Annotated in this window: 20 protein-coding genes and 1 tRNA gene; 9 read left to right on the forward strand and 12 right to left on the reverse strand. The window is 33.0% G+C overall.

The features are described from left to right. Window positions 1–418: 418 nt before the first annotated feature. Both H7350_RS05250 and H7350_RS05255 read right to left on the reverse strand, forming a co-directional pair. Window positions 419–1054, reverse strand: a complete 636-nt coding sequence (locus H7350_RS05250) for a response regulator (RefSeq protein ID WP_204344804.1) — start codon at window positions 1052–1054, stop codon at window positions 419–421. A gap of 53 nt (window positions 1055–1107) precedes the next feature. Then, entirely contained in the window at window positions 1108–1548 is a 441-nt protein-coding gene (locus H7350_RS05255; RefSeq protein WP_204344805.1) for a retropepsin-like aspartic protease, read from the reverse strand. 77 nt (window positions 1549–1625) lie between these two features. On the opposite strand from H7350_RS05255, the gene H7350_RS05260 reads away from it, so the two are divergent. The 8 genes from H7350_RS05260 (at window position 1626) to H7350_RS05295 (ending at window position 7738) form a co-directional block, all read left to right on the forward strand. Next, entirely contained in the window at window positions 1626–2393 is a 768-nt protein-coding gene (locus H7350_RS05260) for a TatD family hydrolase (RefSeq protein ID WP_204344806.1), read from the forward strand. Between the two features lie 2 nt (window positions 2394–2395). Then, window positions 2396–3427 (forward strand): asparaginase, encoded by a 1032-nt coding sequence (locus H7350_RS05265; RefSeq protein WP_204344807.1) that lies wholly within the window; start codon window positions 2396–2398, stop codon window positions 3425–3427. 59 nt (window positions 3428–3486) lie between these two features. After that, window positions 3487–3574, forward strand: a tRNA-Ser gene (locus H7350_RS05270). A gap of 983 nt (window positions 3575–4557) precedes the next feature. After that, window positions 4558–5328 (forward strand): MotA/TolQ/ExbB proton channel family protein, encoded by a 771-nt coding sequence (locus tag H7350_RS05275; protein WP_204344808.1) that lies wholly within the window; start codon window positions 4558–4560, stop codon window positions 5326–5328. A gap of 27 nt (window positions 5329–5355) precedes the next feature. After that, the gene (locus H7350_RS05280; RefSeq protein WP_204344809.1) at window positions 5356–5799 is read left to right on the forward strand and encodes a hypothetical protein; all 444 of its coding nucleotides are present in this window, start codon (window positions 5356–5358) and stop codon (window positions 5797–5799) included. 13 nt (window positions 5800–5812) lie between these two features. After that, window positions 5813–6421 carry an ExbD/TolR family protein gene (locus H7350_RS05285; protein ID WP_204344810.1) on the forward strand — a complete coding sequence of 203 codons (609 nt, stop codon included), beginning with the start codon at window positions 5813–5815 and terminating at the stop codon, window positions 6419–6421. 17 nt (window positions 6422–6438) lie between these two features. Further along, window positions 6439–6912: an ExbD/TolR family protein gene (locus tag H7350_RS05290; RefSeq protein WP_204344811.1), complete on the forward strand. Its 474-nt coding sequence runs from the start codon at window positions 6439–6441 to the stop codon at window positions 6910–6912. A gap of 97 nt (window positions 6913–7009) precedes the next feature. Beyond that, complete coding sequence (locus H7350_RS05295; RefSeq protein WP_204344812.1) at window positions 7010–7738, forward strand: porin family protein; 729 nt, start codon at window positions 7010–7012, stop codon at window positions 7736–7738. A 6-nt stretch (window positions 7739–7744) separates the two neighbouring features. On the opposite strand, the gene H7350_RS05300 is transcribed toward H7350_RS05295, so the two are convergent. Next, entirely contained in the window at window positions 7745–8350 is a 606-nt protein-coding gene (locus tag H7350_RS05300) for a hypothetical protein (RefSeq protein WP_235989265.1), read from the reverse strand. 11 nt (window positions 8351–8361) lie between these two features. Then, window positions 8362–8703 carry a helix-turn-helix domain-containing protein gene (locus tag H7350_RS05305; RefSeq protein WP_204344813.1) on the reverse strand — a complete coding sequence of 114 codons (342 nt, stop codon included), beginning with the start codon at window positions 8701–8703 and terminating at the stop codon, window positions 8362–8364. Window positions 8704–8840: 137 nt separating this feature from the next. On the opposite strand from H7350_RS05305, the gene H7350_RS05310 reads away from it, so the two are divergent. Further along, on the forward strand, window positions 8841–10454 hold the full coding sequence (locus H7350_RS05310; RefSeq protein WP_204344814.1) for a hypothetical protein: 1614 nt from the start codon (window positions 8841–8843) through the stop codon (window positions 10452–10454). A gap of 186 nt (window positions 10455–10640) precedes the next feature. Here the strand turns inward: H7350_RS05310 and rpoN are convergent, their stop codons facing one another. The 8 genes from rpoN to rpsB all read right to left on the reverse strand — a co-directional run bounded on the left by rpoN (window position 10641) and on the right by rpsB (window position 20835). Continuing rightward, the gene (gene rpoN, locus H7350_RS05315) at window positions 10641–12101 is read right to left on the reverse strand and encodes an RNA polymerase factor sigma-54 (protein WP_204344815.1); all 1461 of its coding nucleotides are present in this window, start codon (window positions 12099–12101) and stop codon (window positions 10641–10643) included. Between the two features lie 138 nt (window positions 12102–12239). Further along, window positions 12240–13670, reverse strand: a complete 1431-nt coding sequence (asnS, locus tag H7350_RS05320) for an asparagine--tRNA ligase (RefSeq protein WP_204344816.1) — start codon at window positions 13668–13670, stop codon at window positions 12240–12242. A 30-nt stretch (window positions 13671–13700) separates the two neighbouring features. Further along, window positions 13701–16109, reverse strand: a complete 2409-nt coding sequence (locus H7350_RS05325; protein WP_204344817.1) for an efflux RND transporter permease subunit — start codon at window positions 16107–16109, stop codon at window positions 13701–13703. A 73-nt stretch (window positions 16110–16182) separates the two neighbouring features. Then, a complete protein-coding gene (locus H7350_RS05330) occupies window positions 16183–17460 on the reverse strand; it encodes a DUF5686 family protein (RefSeq protein WP_204344818.1) in 1278 nt (425 codons plus the stop codon). 61 nt (window positions 17461–17521) lie between these two features. Further along, complete coding sequence (gene frr, locus H7350_RS05335) at window positions 17522–18079, reverse strand: ribosome recycling factor (RefSeq protein WP_204344819.1); 558 nt, start codon at window positions 18077–18079, stop codon at window positions 17522–17524. A 49-nt stretch (window positions 18080–18128) separates the two neighbouring features. After that, on the reverse strand, window positions 18129–18836 hold the full coding sequence (gene pyrH, locus H7350_RS05340) for a UMP kinase (RefSeq protein ID WP_204344820.1): 708 nt from the start codon (window positions 18834–18836) through the stop codon (window positions 18129–18131). A gap of 119 nt (window positions 18837–18955) precedes the next feature. Beyond that, window positions 18956–19930 carry a translation elongation factor Ts gene (tsf, locus tag H7350_RS05345; RefSeq protein WP_204344821.1) on the reverse strand — a complete coding sequence of 325 codons (975 nt, stop codon included), beginning with the start codon at window positions 19928–19930 and terminating at the stop codon, window positions 18956–18958. Window positions 19931–20016: 86 nt separating this feature from the next. Next, entirely contained in the window at window positions 20017–20835 is an 819-nt protein-coding gene (gene rpsB, locus H7350_RS05350; RefSeq protein ID WP_204344822.1) for a 30S ribosomal protein S2, read from the reverse strand. Between the last annotated feature and the right edge of the window lie 59 nt (window positions 20836–20894).

Below are 20894 nucleotides of genomic sequence, written 5' to 3' on the forward strand. Positions count from 1 at the left end.
TTTTGTTAAAGATGTGTTCCCGATGAAGGTTAAAAACAAAAAAGCTCTAAACCAAAAACAGTTTAGAGCTTTAATCCTTTTTTTAAGAAAGGAAATTGATTAATAGCATTACAAAAATCGCTATTAATGCAACACCAATCAATACGTAGTTCTACGTATATTTTTGGAATACATAAAAAAACTCTAAACCAAAAAATTGATTTAGAGTTTTAGATAAATTAAATTCTCCCTTAGAAATTAATAGATGTGTAAATATCCATATTAAAGCATATGAAGTCAATAGGTATATTTACCTGTTTTTCAAAAAAAAACTCTGAATCGTTTTAACAATTCAGAGTTTTGTGATTTAATTCTCCCTATAAGAATTAATAGCTGACACAAATATCAGCATTAAAAAAAGGGAAGTCAATACGTAGTTCTACGTATATTTTGATAAAAATTCTTCATATTCTTTTGCATATAATACAATACTATTGGCTTTTGATTCTAGTTTTAGCTTTGTACGTATATGACTTTTATGTTTTTCTACTGTGCGATCTGAGATAAATAAGTCCTTTCCAATCTCTTTTGCAGTTTTATTCAACGCTATAAGTTTCAGTACTTTCATTTCGGTATCTGTAAGCGTTTTTAATTCGTCTGGCGTTTCAGTTATTTCGAGATACTCTATAAGTTCTGGACTAAAATAAGATCGCTCTTCTAGTACAGAAGCAATACAATTTTCTATTTCAGCGATAGCAAATTCCTTAAGAATGTATCCGTAGATACCAAGAGATTTGGCTTTATTATAGATGTCTTCACTTTTTTCAAAAGTGATGATTATAATTTTTGTTTTTAAACCTATTGTTTTACATTTTTCAGCAACCTGTAAACCTGTTAGTATAGGCATCTGAATGTCTAAAATAGCAATATCAGGCTTATGGGCATTTATGAGCGTAAACGCTTCCTTTCCGTTTTTTGCACTAGCAATAACATTAAAATGTTTTTCAAGAAGAAAGTCATTAAGACCTTTAAGAATGAGTGGATGATCGTCTGCTATGATAATTGACGTCGACATAGGGCTGTTATTGTGAGGGATTTTATATAAAGATAATGAGATTTTATCTTTTCTTATAATTTTAAGTACAAGTATTTTTTTTCATAATCTATTATAGCCTTCGATTTTTTTAAAATATCAGCACCAATTATTCCATCTACAGGCTGTGCATTATGCGTTGTAAGCGCTGTGTTGACGTGTGTAAGATTGAACAAGATTAAAGCGACTTTCTCTTTTTTCCATTTGCCAATTTTAAGAGTGTTCTTTTTTGACACCTGAGTGAGCATATCAGTCGCTCCAGCACCAGCAGCCTTGACCTCAGAGTCTTTTGCAATCAAATTAAAAGTCTCAATGGCATCAAAACCTACACAAGAATTTGAGGCTCCTGTATCTAAAATGAACAGACCTGTAACACCATTAATCTTTGCCTTGATTTCAAAATGATTGGTTTTAGTGAGTTTTAATTTCACTTTAGTATAACCTTTATCTAACAAATAGTCTTTTAGCGTTTCCATTGCTGCAATTTTAAAGCAAATATAATAGGAATGCATTTACCTACGGAAATTATTATTTATTCATTTATTTTTGCAAAATGATAATTACAGACACACATACACATTTATATAGTGATGCTTTTGATGAGGATCGACACGATATGATACAACGTGCTATGGCACAAAACGTAACGCGCTTTTTTATTCCAGCTATAGATTCGGGATATACCGATGCAATGTTACAGCTTGAGTCTGATTTTCCTGAGCATGTGTTTTTAATGATGGGTTTGCATCCTACATCAGTAAAAGCTAATTATAAGGAAGAGCTAAAGCATGTTGAAGCCATGTTAGCCAAGCGTCATTTTTATGCGGTTGGTGAAATTGGAATCGACTTGTATTGGGACACATCAACACTAGAGATTCAAAAAGATGCATTTAAGCAACAAATTAATTTAGCAAAGCACTATGGTTTGCCTATAGTTATTCATTGTAGAGAAGCTTTTGATGAGATTTTTGACGTCTTAGAGGAAGTGAAAGATGATAAACTTTTTGGGATTTTTCATTGTTTCACAGGAACGCTTGAGCAAGCACATCAAGCCATATCCTATAATATGAAATTAGGTATTGGAGGTGTGGCGACTTTTAAAAATGGAAAGATTGATCAGTTTTTAAATAACATTGATTTAAAACATATTGTTTTAGAAACAGATTCGCCTTATCTGGCTCCAAAACCCTTCAGAGGGAAGCGAAACGAAAGTGCTTACATCACTAAAGTTTTAGAGAAATTAAGTGAAATTTATACTGTTTCCGAAGAAAAAATTGCCGAAATTACAACTCAAAATTCCAAAGAAATATTCGGAATATAAATATGTCTACAAATCAGCCTAACATATTATTAGTTTACACAGGAGGAACCATTGGAATGATTAAGCATCCTGAAACAGGAGCGCTCAAATCGTTTGATTTTAAAAATTTACTAAAAAACATTCCGGAGCTTAAGTTGTTAGATTGCAATATTGACGCCGTATCATTTGAAGAGCCAATAGACTCAAGTAATATGAATGTCACCTATTGGGTTCAAATTGCTGAAATCATTGAAGACAACTATGACGCTTTTGATGGCTTTGTGGTATTGCATGGTAGTGATACTATGAGCTATTCGGCTTCAGCATTAAGTTTTATGTTTGAGAATTTAGCAAAGCCTATCATTTTTACGGGCTCACAATTACCAATTGGAGACTTAAGAACCGATGCTAAAGAAAACCTGATTACTTCCATACAAATGGCATCTTTACAAAAGAGAGGTGTTCCTGTGATTAGAGAAGTAGGGTTGTACTTTGAATATAAATTATATCGCGGAAATCGAACGACAAAAATAAATGCAGAACATTTTGAAGCATTTGAGTCTATGAACTACCCTCACTTAGCAGAATCAGGTGTGCATTTAAAGGTATCCTATGAAGATTTGTTTAAACCTAATGTTCGAAGAAAATTAGTGGTTCATAAACAATTTGAAACGGATATACTATTGGTAAAGCTATTTCCAGGGATATCAGAATCGGTTTTAACTCCGTTATTCAATCTCACACATATAAAAGGTATAGTGCTTGAAACTTATGGCGCAGGAAACACGTCAACAGCGTCCTGGTTCATCACCTTATTAAAAGAAACGATTAAAAGAGGTGTTCCAATTGTAAATATTACCCAATGTGCTGGAGGTAGTGTGAATATGGGACAATATGAGACTAGCACACAATTAAAATCGATTGGTGTCATTTCTGGAAACGACATCACAACAGAAGCAGCTCTTGCTAAAATGATGTTTATGCTGGGAGAAAAAGTATCTCTTAAAACGTTTAAAACTATTTTTGAAACACCACTTAGAGGTGAAATGTCTTAAAAAATAAGATCAAAGTTTTTTAAATATAATTTGAGTTGTATGTTTGCATGCTCAAAACTAGAGAGGTGGCCGAGTGGTCGAAGGCGCACGCCTGGAAAGTGTGTATACTCCAAAAGGGTATCGAGGGTTCGAATCCCTTCCTCTCTGCGAATACATGAAAACACCCAAATAAATTTGTCGAAGCTTGCTTCAGTAAATTTATTTGGGTGTTTTCATAAGCAAACGGGAGTTTGCTAATAGCATGTATTACCAGCATAGCATATTGGGATCAGCGCAGCTCATCCCTTTAGATTATTGAAGCTTGCTTCAGTAAATTTATTTGGGTGTTTTCATAAGCAAACGGGAGTTTGCTAACAGCATGTATTGCCAGCATAGCATATTGGGATCAGCGCAGCTCATCCCTTTAGATTATCGAAGCTTGCTTCAGTAAATTTATTTGGGTGTTTTCATAAGCAAACGGGAGTTTGCTAATAGCATGTATTACCAGCATAGCATATTGGGATCAGCGCAGCTCATCCCTTTAGATTATTGAAGCTTGCTTCAGTAAATTTATTTGGGTGTTTTCATAAGCAAACGGGAGTTTGCTAACAGCATGTATTGCCAGCATAGCATATTGGGATCAGCGCAGCTCATCCCTTTAGACTGTCGAAGCTTGCTTCAGTAAATTTATTTGGGTGTTTTCATAAGCAAACGGGAGTTTGCTAACAGCATGTATTACCAGCATAGCATATTGGGATCAGCGCAGCTCATCCCTTTAGATTGTCGAAGCTTGCTTCAGTAATATAATTACTATTTAATCTACAATTTAAATAGTAATTCCTAAACAGCGTTTATCAAAAACGTATCGTTATATAGATTGTCGGTTGGTTGTTTAAAACGAGCTATAAGGAAAGAAATTTCTTTAAAAAAGAGGTTTTGTTACTTTTTATCTGCACTATTTTGTTAGAATTTGTAAGTTTTTTTCAAATCAGAACCATAAATCCAAAACATTTTATTTAAATTCGTCATCATAAAATATCAAATTGAGAGAAACAACGTTAAACCTCACGACTCAATTGGTGTTTTTATTTTTTAATTACAATTTTTTTATATCTTTAACACTTTAGCTAATAAAATTAAGAACAAGAACGATGAAAAGACTATTTTCTATCTTAGCCATAGCATGTATCATGGCTTTCGGTACTGTTAATGCAAGTACAAATGCTTACACAGTAGAAGCTGCAACTACAGCAGTTGCCACATCATTTCAAGAAGAACCAGCAGCAGCTGAAAAATCTTTTACTCAAAAAGTAAAAGAACGTTTTATTGAAGGTGGTCCATTCTTTATGGGAATTGTATTGCTATGTTTAATTCTTGGATTAGCTATTGCTATCGAAAGAATTATCTATTTAAATCTTGCAACGACAAATTCAAAGAAATTAACAGCAAATGTAGAAGATGCACTTAATTCTGGTGGAATTGAAGCTGCAAAAGAAGTTTGTAGAAATACAAAAGGTCCTGTTGCATCTATCTTTTATCAAGGATTAGATAGAGCCGATGAAGATATTGATGCTGCTGAAAAAGCTGTTGTAGCTTATGGTGGTGTTCAAATGGGACAATTAGAAAAGAATGTATCTTGGATATCATTATTCATCGCTTTAGCACCAATGCTTGGTTTCATGGGAACTGTACTTGGTATGATTGATGCCTTTGATAAAATTGAAGCTGCAGGTGATATGAACCCTTCTTTAGTAGCGGGTGGTATTAAAGTAGCCTTATTAACAACGGTATTTGGTCTAATTGTTGCTATTATATTACAAATCTTTTACAATTACATTATATCAAAAATTGATAGCATCGTTAACGATATGGAAGATGCGTCTATCTCACTAATGGATTTATTAGTTAGACACAAGAAATAATAAACCAATTATTAAATCAAACATAACATGAATATTCAAAAAATAATCAAAATTGTTGCTTTAGTAATCGGTCTAATTGCAGTATTCTTTTTAGTAAGAATAATGATGATAGGAGATGAAGCAATCGAGGCTGATCCAGCTAACCAAGGTATATTATCTGGTTTTGCGAATTTGGCTTATGTTGTTTTAGCAATTGCAACGATATCTGCTGTTGTTTTTAGTTTGGTTAACCTCGTTAGCCATCCTGATAAACTTAAAAAAGCATTAATGTCTTTAGGCGTTTTTGCTCTAGTTCTAGCAATCGCATGGTTTGCATCTTCAGGTGAAGAGCGACTATTAAGTGATGGTACAACGCTTTCAGAAGGAGGATCTCAATTGATTGAAGCAGGAATTAAAGCATTTTACATTTTAATTATGTTAGCAGCAGGCTTAATGTTGTTTTTCGGAGTTAAAAAGATGCTAAGTAAATAATATATTATTAATTATGGCAAAACGATCAGCACCAGAAGTTAATGCAGGATCTATGGCAGATATTGCATTCCTACTTCTTATATTTTTCTTAGTGACAACTACAATTCCTAAAGATTCAGGAATTAGTCGTAAGTTACCTCCAATGGAGCCACCTAATGACGAAGACGTTATCATTAAGCAAAAAAATATTTTTACTGTTTTATTAAATGGTAAAGATCAGTTATTGGTAGAGGATGATCTGATGGAGTTAAAAGATTTGAGAAAAGCTGCTATCGAGTTTTTAGATAATGGTGGTGATGGTACATGTAACTATTGCAACGGAAGAAAAGATCCTAAGTCATCTGATAATCCTGATAAAGCTATCATCTCTCTTAAAAACGAAAGAGAAACATCTTATTCTGCATATATTTCAGTGCAAAATGAATTAGTAGCTGCCTATAATGATTTGCGTAATAAGAGAGCACTCCAAATCGGACCTCAAAGAGGATTCAGAGAAATGGACTTTGTATTGATGGAGAAAAATTATAAAGATCCAAAGTTCAATGGCGATAAGGACAAGTTAAAAGCTGTAATTGATCAAATTAGAGCCGAATATCCTGAAAAGCTTTCTGAAGTACAATAAAAAAAACATTAAGAATTATGTCTAAATTTAAAAGTAAAAAAGACAATGCTTTACCAGCTGTAAATACAGCATCTTTACCAGATATTGTTTTTATGCTATTGTTTTTCTTTATGGTAGTAACAGTTATGAGAGAAGATACTCTTTTAATTGAAAACAGGTTACCTTTAGCCGATCAGGTTGAAAAACTAGAAAAGAAATATCCAATAAGTTATATCTACGCAGGTAAACCAGCTCGAGGTTATGAGAAATACGGAACCGAAGCTAGATTACAACTTAATGATAAATTTGCTGAAATAAGTGAAATTAAAGCTTTTATCAATGCCGAAAGAGCAGCAATTAGAGAAGAACTTGTCGATTACTTGACCGTGTCTTTAAAAGTTGATAAGGAAGCTAATATGGGTATTGTTGGAGATATAAAAGAACAGCTTAGAGAAGCTAATGCGTTAAAAATTAATTATAGTGTAGGTACAGGTAGTGCACTCGATAATTAATACTAACCATATGATTTATTTTAAAGCATCCAAATTTGGATGCTTTTTTTAGTTATGAGCTGAAATTTTCTTTAAACTATTGAGTTATATTTGTGATATGAAACACCTGTTATTGTATTTTTTTATTTTGATTCCTTGTATTGGCTTGATGGCTCAAGACAATGATAATCCCATTGCAGATGTTAAAGTTCAGGATAGTATAAAAGTTGTTGATAATAAGTATAGAGAAGACCAGTTCTATGTATCTATTACTTATAATTTACTTGGTAACAAACCAGATGGTGTTTCTCAGAGTGGTTTTTCGAGTGGCTTTCATTTCGGATTCATAAGAGATATGCCAATTAATGATAAACGTAATATTGCCATAGGACTTGGTTTGGGACTGTCAACCAACTCATATAACCAAACCCTATTAATCTCTAAATTCAATAACGATTTTGCATACTCTGTCATTGATGGTGATGTATCATTTAGCAAAAATAAATTTACGACTTACCTTCTAGAGGTTCCTTTAGAATTTAGGTGGCGAACATCTACACCAACTGATTATAATTTCTGGCGAATTTATGGTGGTATTAAATTTGGATACATAGTGTATAATTCCTCTAAGTTTAATGGTAGTGCTGATACAATTAAATTATCTAATATTGATGATTTTAACGATTTTCAATATGGGTTGACCTTGAGCGCTGGTTACTCTAATGTGAATTTTCATTTGTATTATGCGCTCAACAGTATTTTTAGCAATGAAGCCAAACTAGAGAGTAGTGGTAGTTCAATTGATATGAATACAGTTAAAATAGGACTTATTTTCTACATTTTATAAGCCGAACTACATCCAGTAATTTAATAAAACAAGTTGAGGTAATAAACCGACAAAACAACCTACGATTAACTCAATGGGTGTATGCGCTTTTAAATGTAATCTCGATGTAGCAATTGCACCTAAAATAATACACATTAAGGCTATAGTTCCATTGATATTTATCTTAAAATGAATGGCCACAGCAACTGCAAACATAAAAAAACCTGCAGATGCGATCATATGTATACTCGCTTTAAATTTTGCGAGAGCTAAGGCCAGACAAGTTATTGTTGAAATAAGTATGCCTATAAAAAAGAAATATAATTCTGGAATGTCATTAATAGGTAGCACACGAACTAAAATAAGTACGATTATACAACTATTGATAATTAAAGGTAATTGCCGCTCTTTAACGGTTTCTAAGTGAAATGACTGGACTTTATTTATGGTCTTTAATAAATAAAAGAGTAGAATTGGTAAAATTACGGTAAGAATGGTAATTGAAAATAACTTAGCTTTTATGACTGGTTCTGGAATAAAGCGAGGTGATTTTGAAAAATAAAATATCACACCGAGTAATGGCATCAATAATGGATGAAAAATGTATGATATGCTTTTGAGGATTTGGTTCAAATGATTTTAAACTATAAATTACGTAATTGTGATTTTAATTGTTCAATAAGAATGTCTTTTTCTTTTAACCGTTTCTCGTATTGATCTTTTAATTGGTCGAACAAATCTAAATTTAATGTATAAATACTGATACTTTTAATTCTTCTTGAATCTAGCGGTGAATTATTCGCTATTAATTCTAAAATATTTGTATCTAGGATGTTTGCGATTTTTTGTAAGCGAACCAAATCTATTTTAGTTTTATTATTTTCTAAATCAGAATAAGCACTTTGAGAAATGTTAATTTGATCTGCTAAAAATTCTTGTGAATACCCTTTTAGCTCTCTAATTTTTTTAATCAGCGTTCCAACCATGATGATAAAGTTTTAAAGTTAGTAAATATATCTGTTTAAGCGATATCTTATTTGAAAATCTAATAACACAATATATAGAAAATATTCTATATTTGAATATCAAACTGAAATTTCATTGATATCTGATCTTGAAAGATATGCCATTAACACTTAAGGCGTATCCATTAATATTAATTATTAAATCCAATAAAATGAAAACAAATATTAATTACTTAATACGATTAACTTTAATTTGTGTAATGCTATTCTCTAGTTGTCAAAAAGATGATGACATGATAGAAGAGTCTAATGTCTCAAATAAAATGAAATTTAAAATTGACACTTATGAATTGATTAATTACACAACAATTAATGATTATAAGGTTAAACAAAAGGTCGATTTATTAAATTCCACTAGAATTGATAAAGGTAAATTCGGTATCGCAAAAAATAATCAACATGAGATTATTATAGATACAACATCTGTTAAGTTTGTTTCAACCGATATGGGGTATGAGTCATATACATTTAATGTACTAAATTCAGAAGAGGGCAATTATATAGAAAATATTGTTGTTTCTCGATATCCAAATGACAGCATTCAAACTGTTTTAGTTACTCATCATTTAAGCCATCCTTTAAATGACATAAACCTCAATGAATTAGACAGTAATATTTCATATACTACATATGACATAATAGATGATACAACAAATGTTGTACAGTCTAAGAGTTCAAATTACTCTTGTGTAACCGTCACAGTAACAATTATGGTTGACAAGTGCAAAGGTGAAAACCAAGGAGCTGATACATGTAATGATGAAAACGGACAGCCATTACAAGTTCCTCACACTATGATTATTGCAGAAGCATGTGGTTTTAACGGAGGAGGAGGGTCCTCAGGGGCCAACACAGGTTCTGCTCCTGGAGATCCTGGTGGAAATGGAACTACAACAGGTGGAAATGTTGATGTTTCTAATTTACCTGAAGATTTTATTATTACCACTCCGAACGTTAATATTGTAAATGTGTTAAAACAAACTTTTGGTCTAAGTGATTTTGATCAAGATGATATAGAACTTATTAATTATATGAATAATAACTATTCTCCATTTGAAATTGAAGGATTTGAAAATATTACTGAAAAAGCTTATTTTTATTTATTAAATAGCTCTTTTACTGAAGCTTCAATTAATTTTATGTACAGTTCATTGATATTAATGATGACAGATTCCTCAGTAAGTTTTACTGATATAATGAATTTTCGTTTATCAGAATTATATGAGCCAATTGTTGAAGATGGTGATACATATATCTATGACATAACTATTACCGAAGAAAACGCCATGAATTTTGATACAGTGCAAGAGTTTGTAGAATATAAAAATGATATTGAGTATGAACTAAATGCAAATAATGAATTATTACTCAATGGACAATTTTCAACAAAAGCTGAAATTTCCCTTGGACTAAGAGCATTAATAAATATTAATGTCAAACAAAACCTAAAAGATGAAAGTATCAATCAAGATTATGAAATTACCGATGTAATTACTAGTTTTACAGGTTTTACATTAGGAGGTAGCTGGGAACAAATCTCATTACCCAGTGATTATACGGTTTTAGGTAATGTGGCTATTGTTACTGTTGAAGGGATATTGCATTACAATTTGTTTGCAGAAGGTATTGGAACAGTATTCTCAGAGCTTAAGGTATTTGAGTTAAAGATTAATATAGAAACAGGTGAACTTATATCAATTATTGAAATATAAAGCTAAATGAAAACAATTATAGCAATAAACTATATTCAATCTTTTACGATTTGGCAAATATTTAATATTGTAGTATTATTTGCTATCATATATGTTTTGTATAGATGGATACATAGAAGAAATAAAAAATAGATTTTACTGAAACAGAACGACAATTTGTCGTTCTGTTTGTTTTAACTAATGAGATTATATTTTCTTCCGCAATCTCGCCACTGGAATATCTAGCTGTTCACGATATTTTGCTACTGTTCGACGTGCAATAGGATAGCCTTTTTCCTTTAGGATTGTAGCTAACTTTTCATCAGTAAGCGGTTTTTTCTTGTCCTCTTCCTCTATAACAGTTTCTAAAATTTTCTTGATTTCTCTTGTAGATACTTCTTCACCTTGATCGTTTGTCATCGATTCACTGAAAAATTCTTTGATGAGTTTGGTACCATAAGGCGTGTCTACGTATTTACTATTTGCTACACGAGATACTGTCGATACATCCATGTCAATTTCGTCAGCAATATCCTTTAAAATCATAGGTTTGAGTTTACGCTCATCACCTGTAAGGAAGTATTCTTTTTGATAATGCATAATAGCACTCATGGTTACAAAAAGAGTTTGTTGACGTTGTTTGATAGCCTCTATAAACCATTTGGCAGCGTCAAGCTTTTGTTTGATAAACATGACTGCATCTTTTTGAGATTTGCTTTTGTCTTTAGATGCTTTATAGCCTTTCATCATGTCACTATACTCTCTTGATACGTGAAGTTCGGGAGCATTTCTTCCGTTAAGCGTCAATTCTAATTCACCATCTACAATTTTAATGGCAAAATCAGGAACAACATGCTCTACGATTTTATTATTTCCAGCATAAGATCCTCCAGGCTTTGGATTTAAACGTTCTATTTCTTCGATAGCATCTCTAAGCTGTGCTTCAGTAATATCAAATTTTTGAAGTAATTTCTTGTAATGTTTTTTAGTGAATTGATCAAAAGCCTTATCAATGATATTGCAGGCCAATTCTACATCGGGATACTTTTCTTTTCTGTGTAGCTGGATGCTTAAACACTCTTGAAGATTCCGAGCGCCAACTCCAGCAGGATCCAGCTGATGGACTTTGTGTAATACTTGTTCAATTTTTTCTTCGGTGGTAAATACGTTTTGAGTGAAGGCCAAATCATCCATAATATCACTCAATGAACGACGAATGTATCCACTTTCATCAACACTACCAACAAGAAACTCGGCAATCTCACGTTCTTCATCACTAAGTCTGAACGTATTTAACTGTTGCCTCAAATGTTGGGTAAAAGAAGTTCCTGCAGCATAAGGTACATTTTTTTCCTCGTCATCAGCACTATAGTTATTAGCTTGAGTACGATATTCAGGGACATCATCATCACTCAAATATTCGTCAATATTGATGTCTTCTGTATTAATTTCTTCATTGTCATTATAGTCATCTTCCGAATTATCAAATTCGTCGTATGCATCCTCATCTTTGGTTTCTTTTCCGGTATCTAAAGCTGGATTTTCTTCCAATTCTTGCTTAATGCGTTGCTCAAATGCTTGTGTTGGCAGCTGTATCAACTTCATGAGTTGAATTTGTTGCGGTGACAACTTTTGCGATAATTTGAACTGTAAATATTGTTTAAGCATGTTTTGGTTTCCTTTAAAGTAAAGTTAAAAAAACTATTGATATAAGTTTATAAAATCAAATGCTTTTAAGAATAATTTAAAAGACCTATTAGGTTTTAATTCTAATAGGTCTTTTTTTTTATAAATGAATATTAGTTCCTAAAATTCTGCATTTTGAGGCGTTCTTGGATAAGGAATCACATCTCTAATATTGCCCATTCCAGTGGCAAACATGACTAATCGCTCAAATCCTAACCCAAAGCCAGAATGTACAGCTGTACCATACTTTCGTAAGTCTAAGTACCACCATAATTCTTCTTCTTCAATATTTAAGGCTTTCATTTTTTCTTTTAAAACATCCAAACGTTCTTCACGTTGTGATCCACCTACCATTTCTCCAATACCAGGAAATAAGATATCCATAGCACGAACGGTTTTACCATCTTCGTTTAAACGCATATAAAATGCTTTGATATTTGCTGGATAATCAAATAAAATTACTGGACACTTGAAATGTTTTTCGACTAAGAAACGTTCGTGCTCACTTTGTAAGTCGGCTCCCCATTCTTCAATGATGTAGTTGAATTTTTTCTTCTTATTTGGTTTGCAGTTTTTTAATATTTCTATCGCTTCTGTATAGCTTACACGTTTAAAATTGTTATCGACAACAAACTTTATTTTCTCAATTAAACTCATTTCCGAACGCTCAGCCTGAGGCTTAGTTTTTTCCTCATCTAATAAGCGTTTTTCAAGGAATTCTAAGTCCTCTTTGTTATAATCTAAAACGTAGCTTAATACCGATTTCATAAAGTCTTCGGCTAGATCCATATTTCCAGCCAAATCCATAAACGCGACTTCAGGTTCAATCATCCAAAACTCAGCTAAATGACGTGACGTATTTGAATTTTCAGCTCTAAATGTAGGTCCAAATGTATACACTTTTCCTAAAGACATCGCATAAGTTTCAGCTTCTAATTGCCCAGATACAGTCAGGTTGGTTTCTTTTCCGAAGAAATCGTCTTTATAGTTTACATTTCCGTCGTCATCTAAAGGCGGGTTTTTTGCATCTAAAGCACTTACTCTAAACATTTCACCTGCACCTTCAGCATCACTACCAGTAATAATTGGCGTATGCATGTAATAAAACCCATTATCATTAAAATATTTATGAATGGCAAATGATAGTGACGAACGTAAACGCATTACAGCGCTAAAAGTGCTTGTACGTGTGCGTAAATGTGCATTTTCACGAAGAAATTCAAAGGTGTGCTTTTTAGGCTGAATAGGATATTCTTCAGGATCTGAATCGCCAAGAATCTCAATAGAGTTGACTTGTATTTCTACCTTTTGACCCTTTCCTTGACTCTCTACCAATTCACCTTTAATATGAACAGCAGCACCAGTTGTTATGCGTTTAAGAATCGTTTCATCTGTATTTTCAAAATCAACGACACATTGTATATTATGTATTGTAGAACCATCGTTTAAAGCGATAAATCGATTGGCTCTAAACGTTCTTACCCAACCTTTAATTTCTATAGGTTGAAATGTAATGTCTTGTGTCAATAATTGTGAAACTGTATAGCTCATTATTTTGAAATTTTATGCAAATATAAATGTTTAAGAATTTATGGTTTCCTCAGAATCATCATCTTCCTCAGGAATAATATTTATGGATGGTTTACGCATGACTTCTTTATTTGCAATGCTTCGTTCTAAAGATAATAATAGCGAAGGCAGTAACAATAAATTAGATAACATAGCAAACAATAAAGTAGCAGAAACTAAAGCGCCTAAAGCTACGGTTCCACCAAAACTTGAGGTTGTAAATACAATAAACCCAAAGAATAATACGATGGATGTGTAGAACATGCTCACACCTGTTTCTCGTAATGCCGCATAAACCGACTTGCGTATTTTCCAATGGTTTGATTGCAATTCTTGACGATACTTTGCCAAAAAGTGAATGGTATCATCCACCGAAATACCAAAGGCAATACTAAATACCAAAATTGTAGATGGTTTAATAGGAACACCTAAATATCCCATCAATCCGGCAGTGATGACTAAAGGAAGCACGTTAGGTATTAATGACACAATAATCATTCGAAGAGACCTAAACATATACGCCATAAATAACGAAATAAGTAATATGGCTAAGGATAGCGATATGGCTAAGTTTTTAACTAAATATTTTGTGCCTTTTTGGAATACTAATGCCTTTCCGGTCATGGTCACATTATAACGATCGGCAGGCTGAAATACTTTCTTTATTTTATTCTGAAGGTCTTCTTCAATACGTTCCATTTTATCTGTTCCAACATCTTTCATGAATGTTGTTATACGAGCATACTGACCTGTGCTATCAACAAAATTTTGAAGTAGATTTACATCAGAAGACGAGTTTTTTGCATAGGCCAGAATAAAACTGTTTTCCTGACTTGTCGGTAACTGATAGTATTTCGGATTGCCATTATAATAAGCTTGCTTACTATATTTTACCAGACTCACTACTGAAATTGGTCGTGATAGTTCAGGTATTTCCTCGATGAGTTCTTCGACTTGCTCCATCTTTTTGAGCGTACTCAATTTCATGACACCTTTTTTACGTTTGGTATCAACCATAATCTCCAAAGGCATTATGCCATCAAACTCTTCCTCAAAAAAGCGAATATCTTTAAAAAAGGCCTCTTCTTTTGGCATATCTTCTATGAGGCTACCAGAGATTTTTATTTTGTAAATACCAATAATACTTGCTATGATAAGTACAAGAGAGGTGACATAAATGGCAATTTTTTGTTCTCTTACCATACGTTCTATCCAATTGACAAAACCACCAATCCATCGTTTGTTTAAATGCTCCAGGTGTCGCTCTTTAGGGTAAGGTAAAAATGTGTAAATGATTGGAATGATAAGCAAGCACAATATAAAAATTGCCAGTATACTCAATGATGCTACAATACCAAACTCTTTGAGTAATTTGCTTTCAGTTAAAATAAACGTCGCAAATCCAGAGGCTGTAGTAACGTTAGTCATTAAAGTGGCATTACCAATTTTGGTAATTACACGCTGTAGCGACTTGACTTTATTACCATGTAATTTTACTTCGTGCTGGTATTTATTAATAAGAAAGATGCAGTTAGGGATACCAATAACAATGATTAAAGGTGGAATTAACGCTGTAAGTACTGTAATTTCATAGTTGAGTAAACCTAAAATTCCGAAGGTCCACATCACACCAACACAAACGACGATGAGTGAAATAAAAGTAGCTCTAAATGACCTAAAAAATAAAAAGAAAATAAGCGACGTAACACCTAAAGCTAGACCTATAAAAAGACCAATTTCATCAACTATATTTTGTGAATTTAAGGTCCGTATATAGGGCATTCCAGAAATTCGAACATCTAAATCTGTAGTAGCTTCAAAGGCTTTAATTTTTTTATCAAGCGTAAGCATGATAAAGTCTTTTCTAGCCGATGTATTTACGATATCTTTTTTTAAATAGATGGCCGTTCTGATGGTTTTCGTTTCTGTATTGAACAGGAAATTGTCATAAAACGGATATTTTTTAAATAACTCCTCTTGCAGAATATCAATTTGTTCAATTGACGTTATAGAATCTTTTATAAAAGGAATTAAATCAAACTTTTCTGTAGTGTCATTTTTGACAAGTTTTTGTAAATCGTTTAAAGAAACGACAGTTTCAACTTCCTCATACGCTTTAAAATCTTCGGAAAGTTGATTCCAGGCATTTAGTTTTTCAACAGTAAAAAGGGTAGAGTCTTTAACACCTAAAATGATTAAATTACCTTCTTCACCAAAGATATCAAGAAACCCGTTATAGGTGATATTGACTTCGTGATCGTCGGGAAGCAAATTGGCTTCAGTATACGTAAAACGCATGTGTTTCCACTGATAACTGAAGAATAATGTCGCCAAAATGATGATTACAAGTATGCCAATTTTGTTGCGTAATATCAATCGCGCAACAATTTCCCAAAAATCCTTTGTAAACAATTTAAACATCTGAGTTCTAAAAGAAGCGCAAAGGTAGAAAAAACCTAGGGATAAGCTATAAAATTAACGATATATTATCGTCTTATAAACTAACATTAAATGTAAACTTAGCTGCAATATTATCAGCAATCGATGGCAGGTGATAACCGCCATATCTGTAGGCAAAACTAAGACCGAAACCAAAAAGTAATTTGTTAAGTTCAAACCCAGCTTCAGAATACCCTTTTCTTAGCGTACTAAAATTAATCCCTTGATGACGTTCTATATCTTGCATATCTCCCAAAGCAAATCTTGAAATAAGGACCAATTGTGGTTTGTATCGTTCGGAAATTTTAAACGGTTTTACAAAATGTTTGAATTGAAGGGTTGCAAACCGATCTGAGAAAAATTCATTAAAATACATAGTTTCAAAACTATTGATACCAGCAACAGAGAAACGTTGAAGGATAGTTTCTTTAGTAATGTTGTTTGGGTAAGCGTGATACAAGTGCGTTAGCGGTGTTTTTCCTGATGCGATTCCGCTGGTAAGAATGGCTTCAGTAAATACCTGATCATTAAAAATAAAGCGATGTACCGTTCTAAAATCTGCTTTTGAGAAATTAAAATCACCATTTAAAACGCCTTTAAAACTTTGGGTAAGTTGAAATGAAAATTTAGGGTATCCGTTTTTAACTTCTTTAGTTTTTCCTTCGGAAATTTCAAAATCACTAAACGGACTCCATTGAAATGCGACTTTTGCCAAACTAACATCAAAATTTTCAAATGAATTTCCGTTGATATCAAAGCTGTAGTTGTAAGTTGGGTCAATTTTACTTACTGATAGTTCTGTTTCAGTAAGCAAATGATTTGAAAGTTCATGCTCAACAGCAATTGCTTTGGTGATGTGCTTATGAAATAAATCTATGTTTAATAAACGAGGTTCAAAAAAAGAAAAAAAGCGCTTATCGGTTAAAAAGTTTGAACTTCCTGTTTCTTGTAAATCATCTGTATAGGAAAAGTTCAACCAGGTATTTGTTGCTTTATTAACTCTAAATCCTCCGCCAATTTTGTATTTAAACCGATGATCTCTAAAGCCATAAACAACATAGCTGTTAATTCGGTATTTTTCTGAAAACTCATCGTTTGTTTCTCCTCCAAGTCCGCTCCTAAGCCCTTCATACTGGTTGTACTTCACCAAATACCTCATGTCAATATTTAGAAATTTTGTTGGAAAAAACCCATTGCCTAACTGTCTTAAAAACTCTTTTTTACTTAAGGAGTCGTTTTTGACTTTAGTCGAATCAGTGGAAGGGGAATTTGTTTGCGAATGTAATGCACAAGTCAATAGCGTAATAAAAATTAAGCAACAAATCTTATGCATTGAATAACTTGATAAATTGGATTAATAAAAAAAGCGACTAACAAGGGTCGCTTTTTGAGGTTTATACGGTCATGATTTCTTTCTCCTTGACTTCAAAAATATCGTCTATTTTTTTAACGTATTTATCGGTCATTTGTTGTATGTCAATTTCAGCATTTTTCTGTTGATCTTCAGAAGCATCATCCAGACCTTTAATCTCGTTATTAGCATCTTTACGTGCATTTCTAACTCCAATTTTAGCATCTTCAGCTTCTGCTTTAGCCTGTTTAGATAAATCACGTCTGCGTTCTTCGGTTAAAGGTGGTACATTAATGATGATGGTTTCTCCATTATTCATAGGGTTGAATCCTAAGTTAGCAACCATAATACCACGTTCAATTTCCTGTAGCATACTTTTTTCCCAAGGTTGAACTGTAATGGTTCTACCATCAGGTGTATTTACATTGGCTACTTGGGATAAAGGTGTTTGAGATCCATAATAATCGACCATAACACTACCTAACATAGCCGGACTTGCTTTTCCTGCTCTAATATTTACAAATTGTTTTTCGAGATGCTTAATAGCACCATCCATTGCTTCTTGAGCTGTATCTAGTATAAATTTTATGTCTTCGTTCATATTTAAAAACTTTAATATGTAAAATGTTTACCAAAAAATGCGCCAAACATTATAGATTAACTTTAGTACCTATGTTTTCACCGGAAACAACTTTTAATAAATTTCCTTTTTTGTTCATATCAAAAACGATGATAGGTAATTTATTTTCTTGACTTAGTGTGAATGCTGTTGTATCCATCACTTTAAGTCCTTTACGCAATACATCGTCAAATGTAATATGATCAAATTTTACTGCATTTAAATCTTTTTCAGGATCTGCAGTATAAATACCATCTACTCGAGTTCCTTTTAAAATGACATCGGCTTCAATTTCTATCGCTCTTAATACGGCTGCAGAATCGGTTGTAAAATACGGATTACCAGTCCCACCACCAAAAATGACAACACGACCTTTTCTAAGGTGGCTCATTGCTTTTCTTCTAATAAAAGGCTCGGCAACTTCGTTGATTTTAATAGCCGTTTGTAATCGTGTTTTTACATTAGCATCTTCAAGTGCATTTTGTAAAGCCAGACCATTAATGACCGTTGCGAGCATTCCCATATGATCGCCTTGAACGCGATCCATTCCTGCCATAGCTCCAGCAACACCTCTAAAAATATTTCCGCCACCAATAACGATAGCAACTTCTACACCTAAATCGGTAATTTCTTTAATGTCTTTAGCGTACTCTGCTAAACGTTCTGGATCAATTCCGTATTGGCGTGATCCCATTAGTGCTTCACCAGATAATTTCAGTAGAATTCTTTTGTATTTCATTTGTTTCGTGTCGAAAGTTTAGCAAATATAATCATTATTGTAATTTAGAAAAGTAGAATTTAGATATAAAAAAACCTCTCATAAACTGAGAGGTTTTTTTATAAGCAGTATTATAAAGTTTATCCTACTGTAGCACGCTTAAACCCTGTAACGGCAACATCACCGTAAGATTCAACATATTGAGCAACAGTTTTCTTTTCATCTTTGATAAACTTTTGATCTAATAAACATTGTTCTTGATCTAAAGTTGTGTTATCAGAAATGAAACGCTCCATTTTTCCTGGTAAGATTCTATCCCAGATTTGTTCTGGTTTACCTTCAGCTTTTAATTCGGCTTTAGCAGCTTCTTCAGCTTGAGCTAAGACTTCAGGAGTTAATTGTGCCATAGAAATATACTGAGGTACATTTTTTAAGGTCTTACCTAAACGTCCTAATTCTTCATTATCTTTTTCAATAACTGCAATTCTCGCTTCAGTTTCAGAAGCAACATATGCAGGATCAAAATCTTTGTAAGACAATGTTGTTGCTCCCATAGAAGCAACTTGCATAGCAACATCTTTAACTAAAGTCTCAGCGTTATCTACTTTTGCAGATAAACCAACTAAAGCAGCAATTTTGTTAATGTGAACATATTGTCCAACAAAAGGTGCATCTAATCTTTCAAAAGCAGTGATGTCTAATTTTTCACCAATAACTCCTGTTTGTTCTGTTAACTTTTCAGCAACAGTCATTCCACCAAAATCAGCAGCTAAAAATTCGTCTTTAGTATTGTAGTTTAATGCAACTTCTGCTAATTCGTTAGCTAATGCTACAAAGTTTTCGTTTTTACCAACAAAATCAGTTTCACATCCTAATACGATAGCAACACCAGAAGTGTTATCATCATTAATTTTAGCGATTGCAGCACCTTCAGATGAATCTCTGTCAGCTCTTTTTTCTGCAACTTTTTGTCCTTTTTTACGAAGTACTTCAATGGCTTTATCAAAATCGCCTCCAGCTTCAACTAAGGCTTTTTTACAATCCATCATACCAGCTCCTGTAGCTTGTCTTAATTTGTTTACTTCTGCGGCTGTAATTTTTACAGTATTTTCCATTGTTTAAAAAATTTAAAAAAGTCGTTTAATTTATATTCCGTAAAGAAAACAATTAAACGACTTATTTATATTGTGTAATTGTTAATTTATTCTTCTTCGTTAGTTGCAACTGGTGCAGCTACTTCAGCTTTTTTCTCAACTTTCTTTTCAGTTGTTTTTACTTCTTTTTTTGCTGCTGGTGATTTTTCACTTTTAGCATCTTTTTCAGCTTTGTCTGATTTTCTTTCAGCTAAACCATCAGCTACTGCAGAGGTTACTACAGACATGATGCAGTTGATAGATTTAGAAGCATCATCATTAGCAGGAATTAAGTAATCGACTTCGCGAGGATCGGAGTTCGTATCCACCATAGCGAAGATTGGGATATTTAATTTCTGAGCTTCTTTGATAGCGATGTGCTCACGTTTGATATCGACAACAAATAAAGCACCTGGTAAACGTGTCATATCAGAAATTGAACCTAAGTTCTTTTCTAATTTAGCACGTTGACGGTCTACTTGTAAACGTTCTTTTTTAGAAAGCGAGTTGAATGTTCCGTCTTTCTTCATACGATCAATCATAGCCATTTTCTTAACAGCTTTTCTAATTGTTACGAAGTTCGTTAACATTCCACCAGGCCATCTTTCAGTAATGTAAGGCATGTTTACATTTCCTGCTTTTTCAGCAACGATGTCTTTAGCTTGTTTTTTTGTAGCAACAAATAAGATTTTCTTTCCAGAGGCAGCAATTTTGTGAAGTGCTTCTCCTGTTTCTTGAATTTTTGCTTGTGTTTTGTAAAGGTTGATGATATGGATACCGTTACGCTCCATATAAATGTAAGGCGCCATGTTTGGATCCCATTTTCTTGTCAAGTGACCAAAGTGTACACCTGCTTCAAGTAAGTCTTTTACTTCTACTTTTTCCATGTTGTAATTGTTTACGTTCTATTAAATTAGCAATGATCAAGTGGTTGCTCTCGAAAATC

It is taken from the genome of Psychroserpens algicola, assembly GCF_014526325.1.
Lineage (GTDB): Bacteria > Bacteroidota > Bacteroidia > Flavobacteriales > Flavobacteriaceae > Psychroserpens > Psychroserpens algicola.

Coding starts and splice junctions, on each gene's coding strand:
- H7350_RS05255 (WP_204344805.1), bottom strand. CDS start 1,548: ATGGAAACGCTAAAAGACTATTTGTTAGATAAAGGTTATACTAAAGTG.
- H7350_RS05305 (WP_204344813.1), bottom strand. CDS start 8,703: ATGGTTGGAACGCTGATTAAAAAAATTAGAGAGCTAAAAGGGTATTCA.
- H7350_RS05280 (WP_204344809.1), top strand. CDS start 5,356: ATGAATATTCAAAAAATAATCAAAATTGTTGCTTTAGTAATCGGTCTA.
- H7350_RS05325 (WP_204344817.1), bottom strand. CDS start 16,109: ATGTTTAAATTGTTTACAAAGGATTTTTGGGAAATTGTTGCGCGATTG.
- H7350_RS05330 (WP_204344818.1), bottom strand. CDS start 17,460: ATGCATAAGATTTGTTGCTTAATTTTTATTACGCTATTGACTTGTGCA.
- rpoN (WP_204344815.1), bottom strand. CDS start 12,101: ATGCTTAAACAATATTTACAGTTCAAATTATCGCAAAAGTTGTCACCG.
- H7350_RS05290 (WP_204344811.1), top strand. CDS start 6,439: ATGTCTAAATTTAAAAGTAAAAAAGACAATGCTTTACCAGCTGTAAAT.
- H7350_RS05285 (WP_204344810.1), top strand. CDS start 5,813: ATGGCAAAACGATCAGCACCAGAAGTTAATGCAGGATCTATGGCAGAT.
- tsf (WP_204344821.1), bottom strand. CDS start 19,930: ATGGAAAATACTGTAAAAATTACAGCCGCAGAAGTAAACAAATTAAGA.
- H7350_RS05250 (WP_204344804.1), bottom strand. CDS start 1,054: ATGTCGACGTCAATTATCATAGCAGACGATCATCCACTCATTCTTAAA.
- H7350_RS05265 (WP_204344807.1), top strand. CDS start 2,396: ATGTCTACAAATCAGCCTAACATATTATTAGTTTACACAGGAGGAACC.
- frr (WP_204344819.1), bottom strand. CDS start 18,079: ATGAACGAAGACATAAAATTTATACTAGATACAGCTCAAGAAGCAATG.
- asnS (WP_204344816.1), bottom strand. CDS start 13,670: ATGAGCTATACAGTTTCACAATTATTGACACAAGACATTACATTTCAA.
- H7350_RS05295 (WP_204344812.1), top strand. CDS start 7,010: ATGAAACACCTGTTATTGTATTTTTTTATTTTGATTCCTTGTATTGGC.
- rpsB (WP_204344822.1), bottom strand. CDS start 20,835: ATGGAAAAAGTAGAAGTAAAAGACTTACTTGAAGCAGGTGTACACTTT.
- H7350_RS05275 (WP_204344808.1), top strand. CDS start 4,558: ATGAAAAGACTATTTTCTATCTTAGCCATAGCATGTATCATGGCTTTC.
- H7350_RS05310 (WP_204344814.1), top strand. CDS start 8,841: ATGCCATTAACACTTAAGGCGTATCCATTAATATTAATTATTAAATCC.
- pyrH (WP_204344820.1), bottom strand. CDS start 18,836: ATGAAATACAAAAGAATTCTACTGAAATTATCTGGTGAAGCACTAATG.
- H7350_RS05260 (WP_204344806.1), top strand. CDS start 1,626: ATGATAATTACAGACACACATACACATTTATATAGTGATGCTTTTGAT.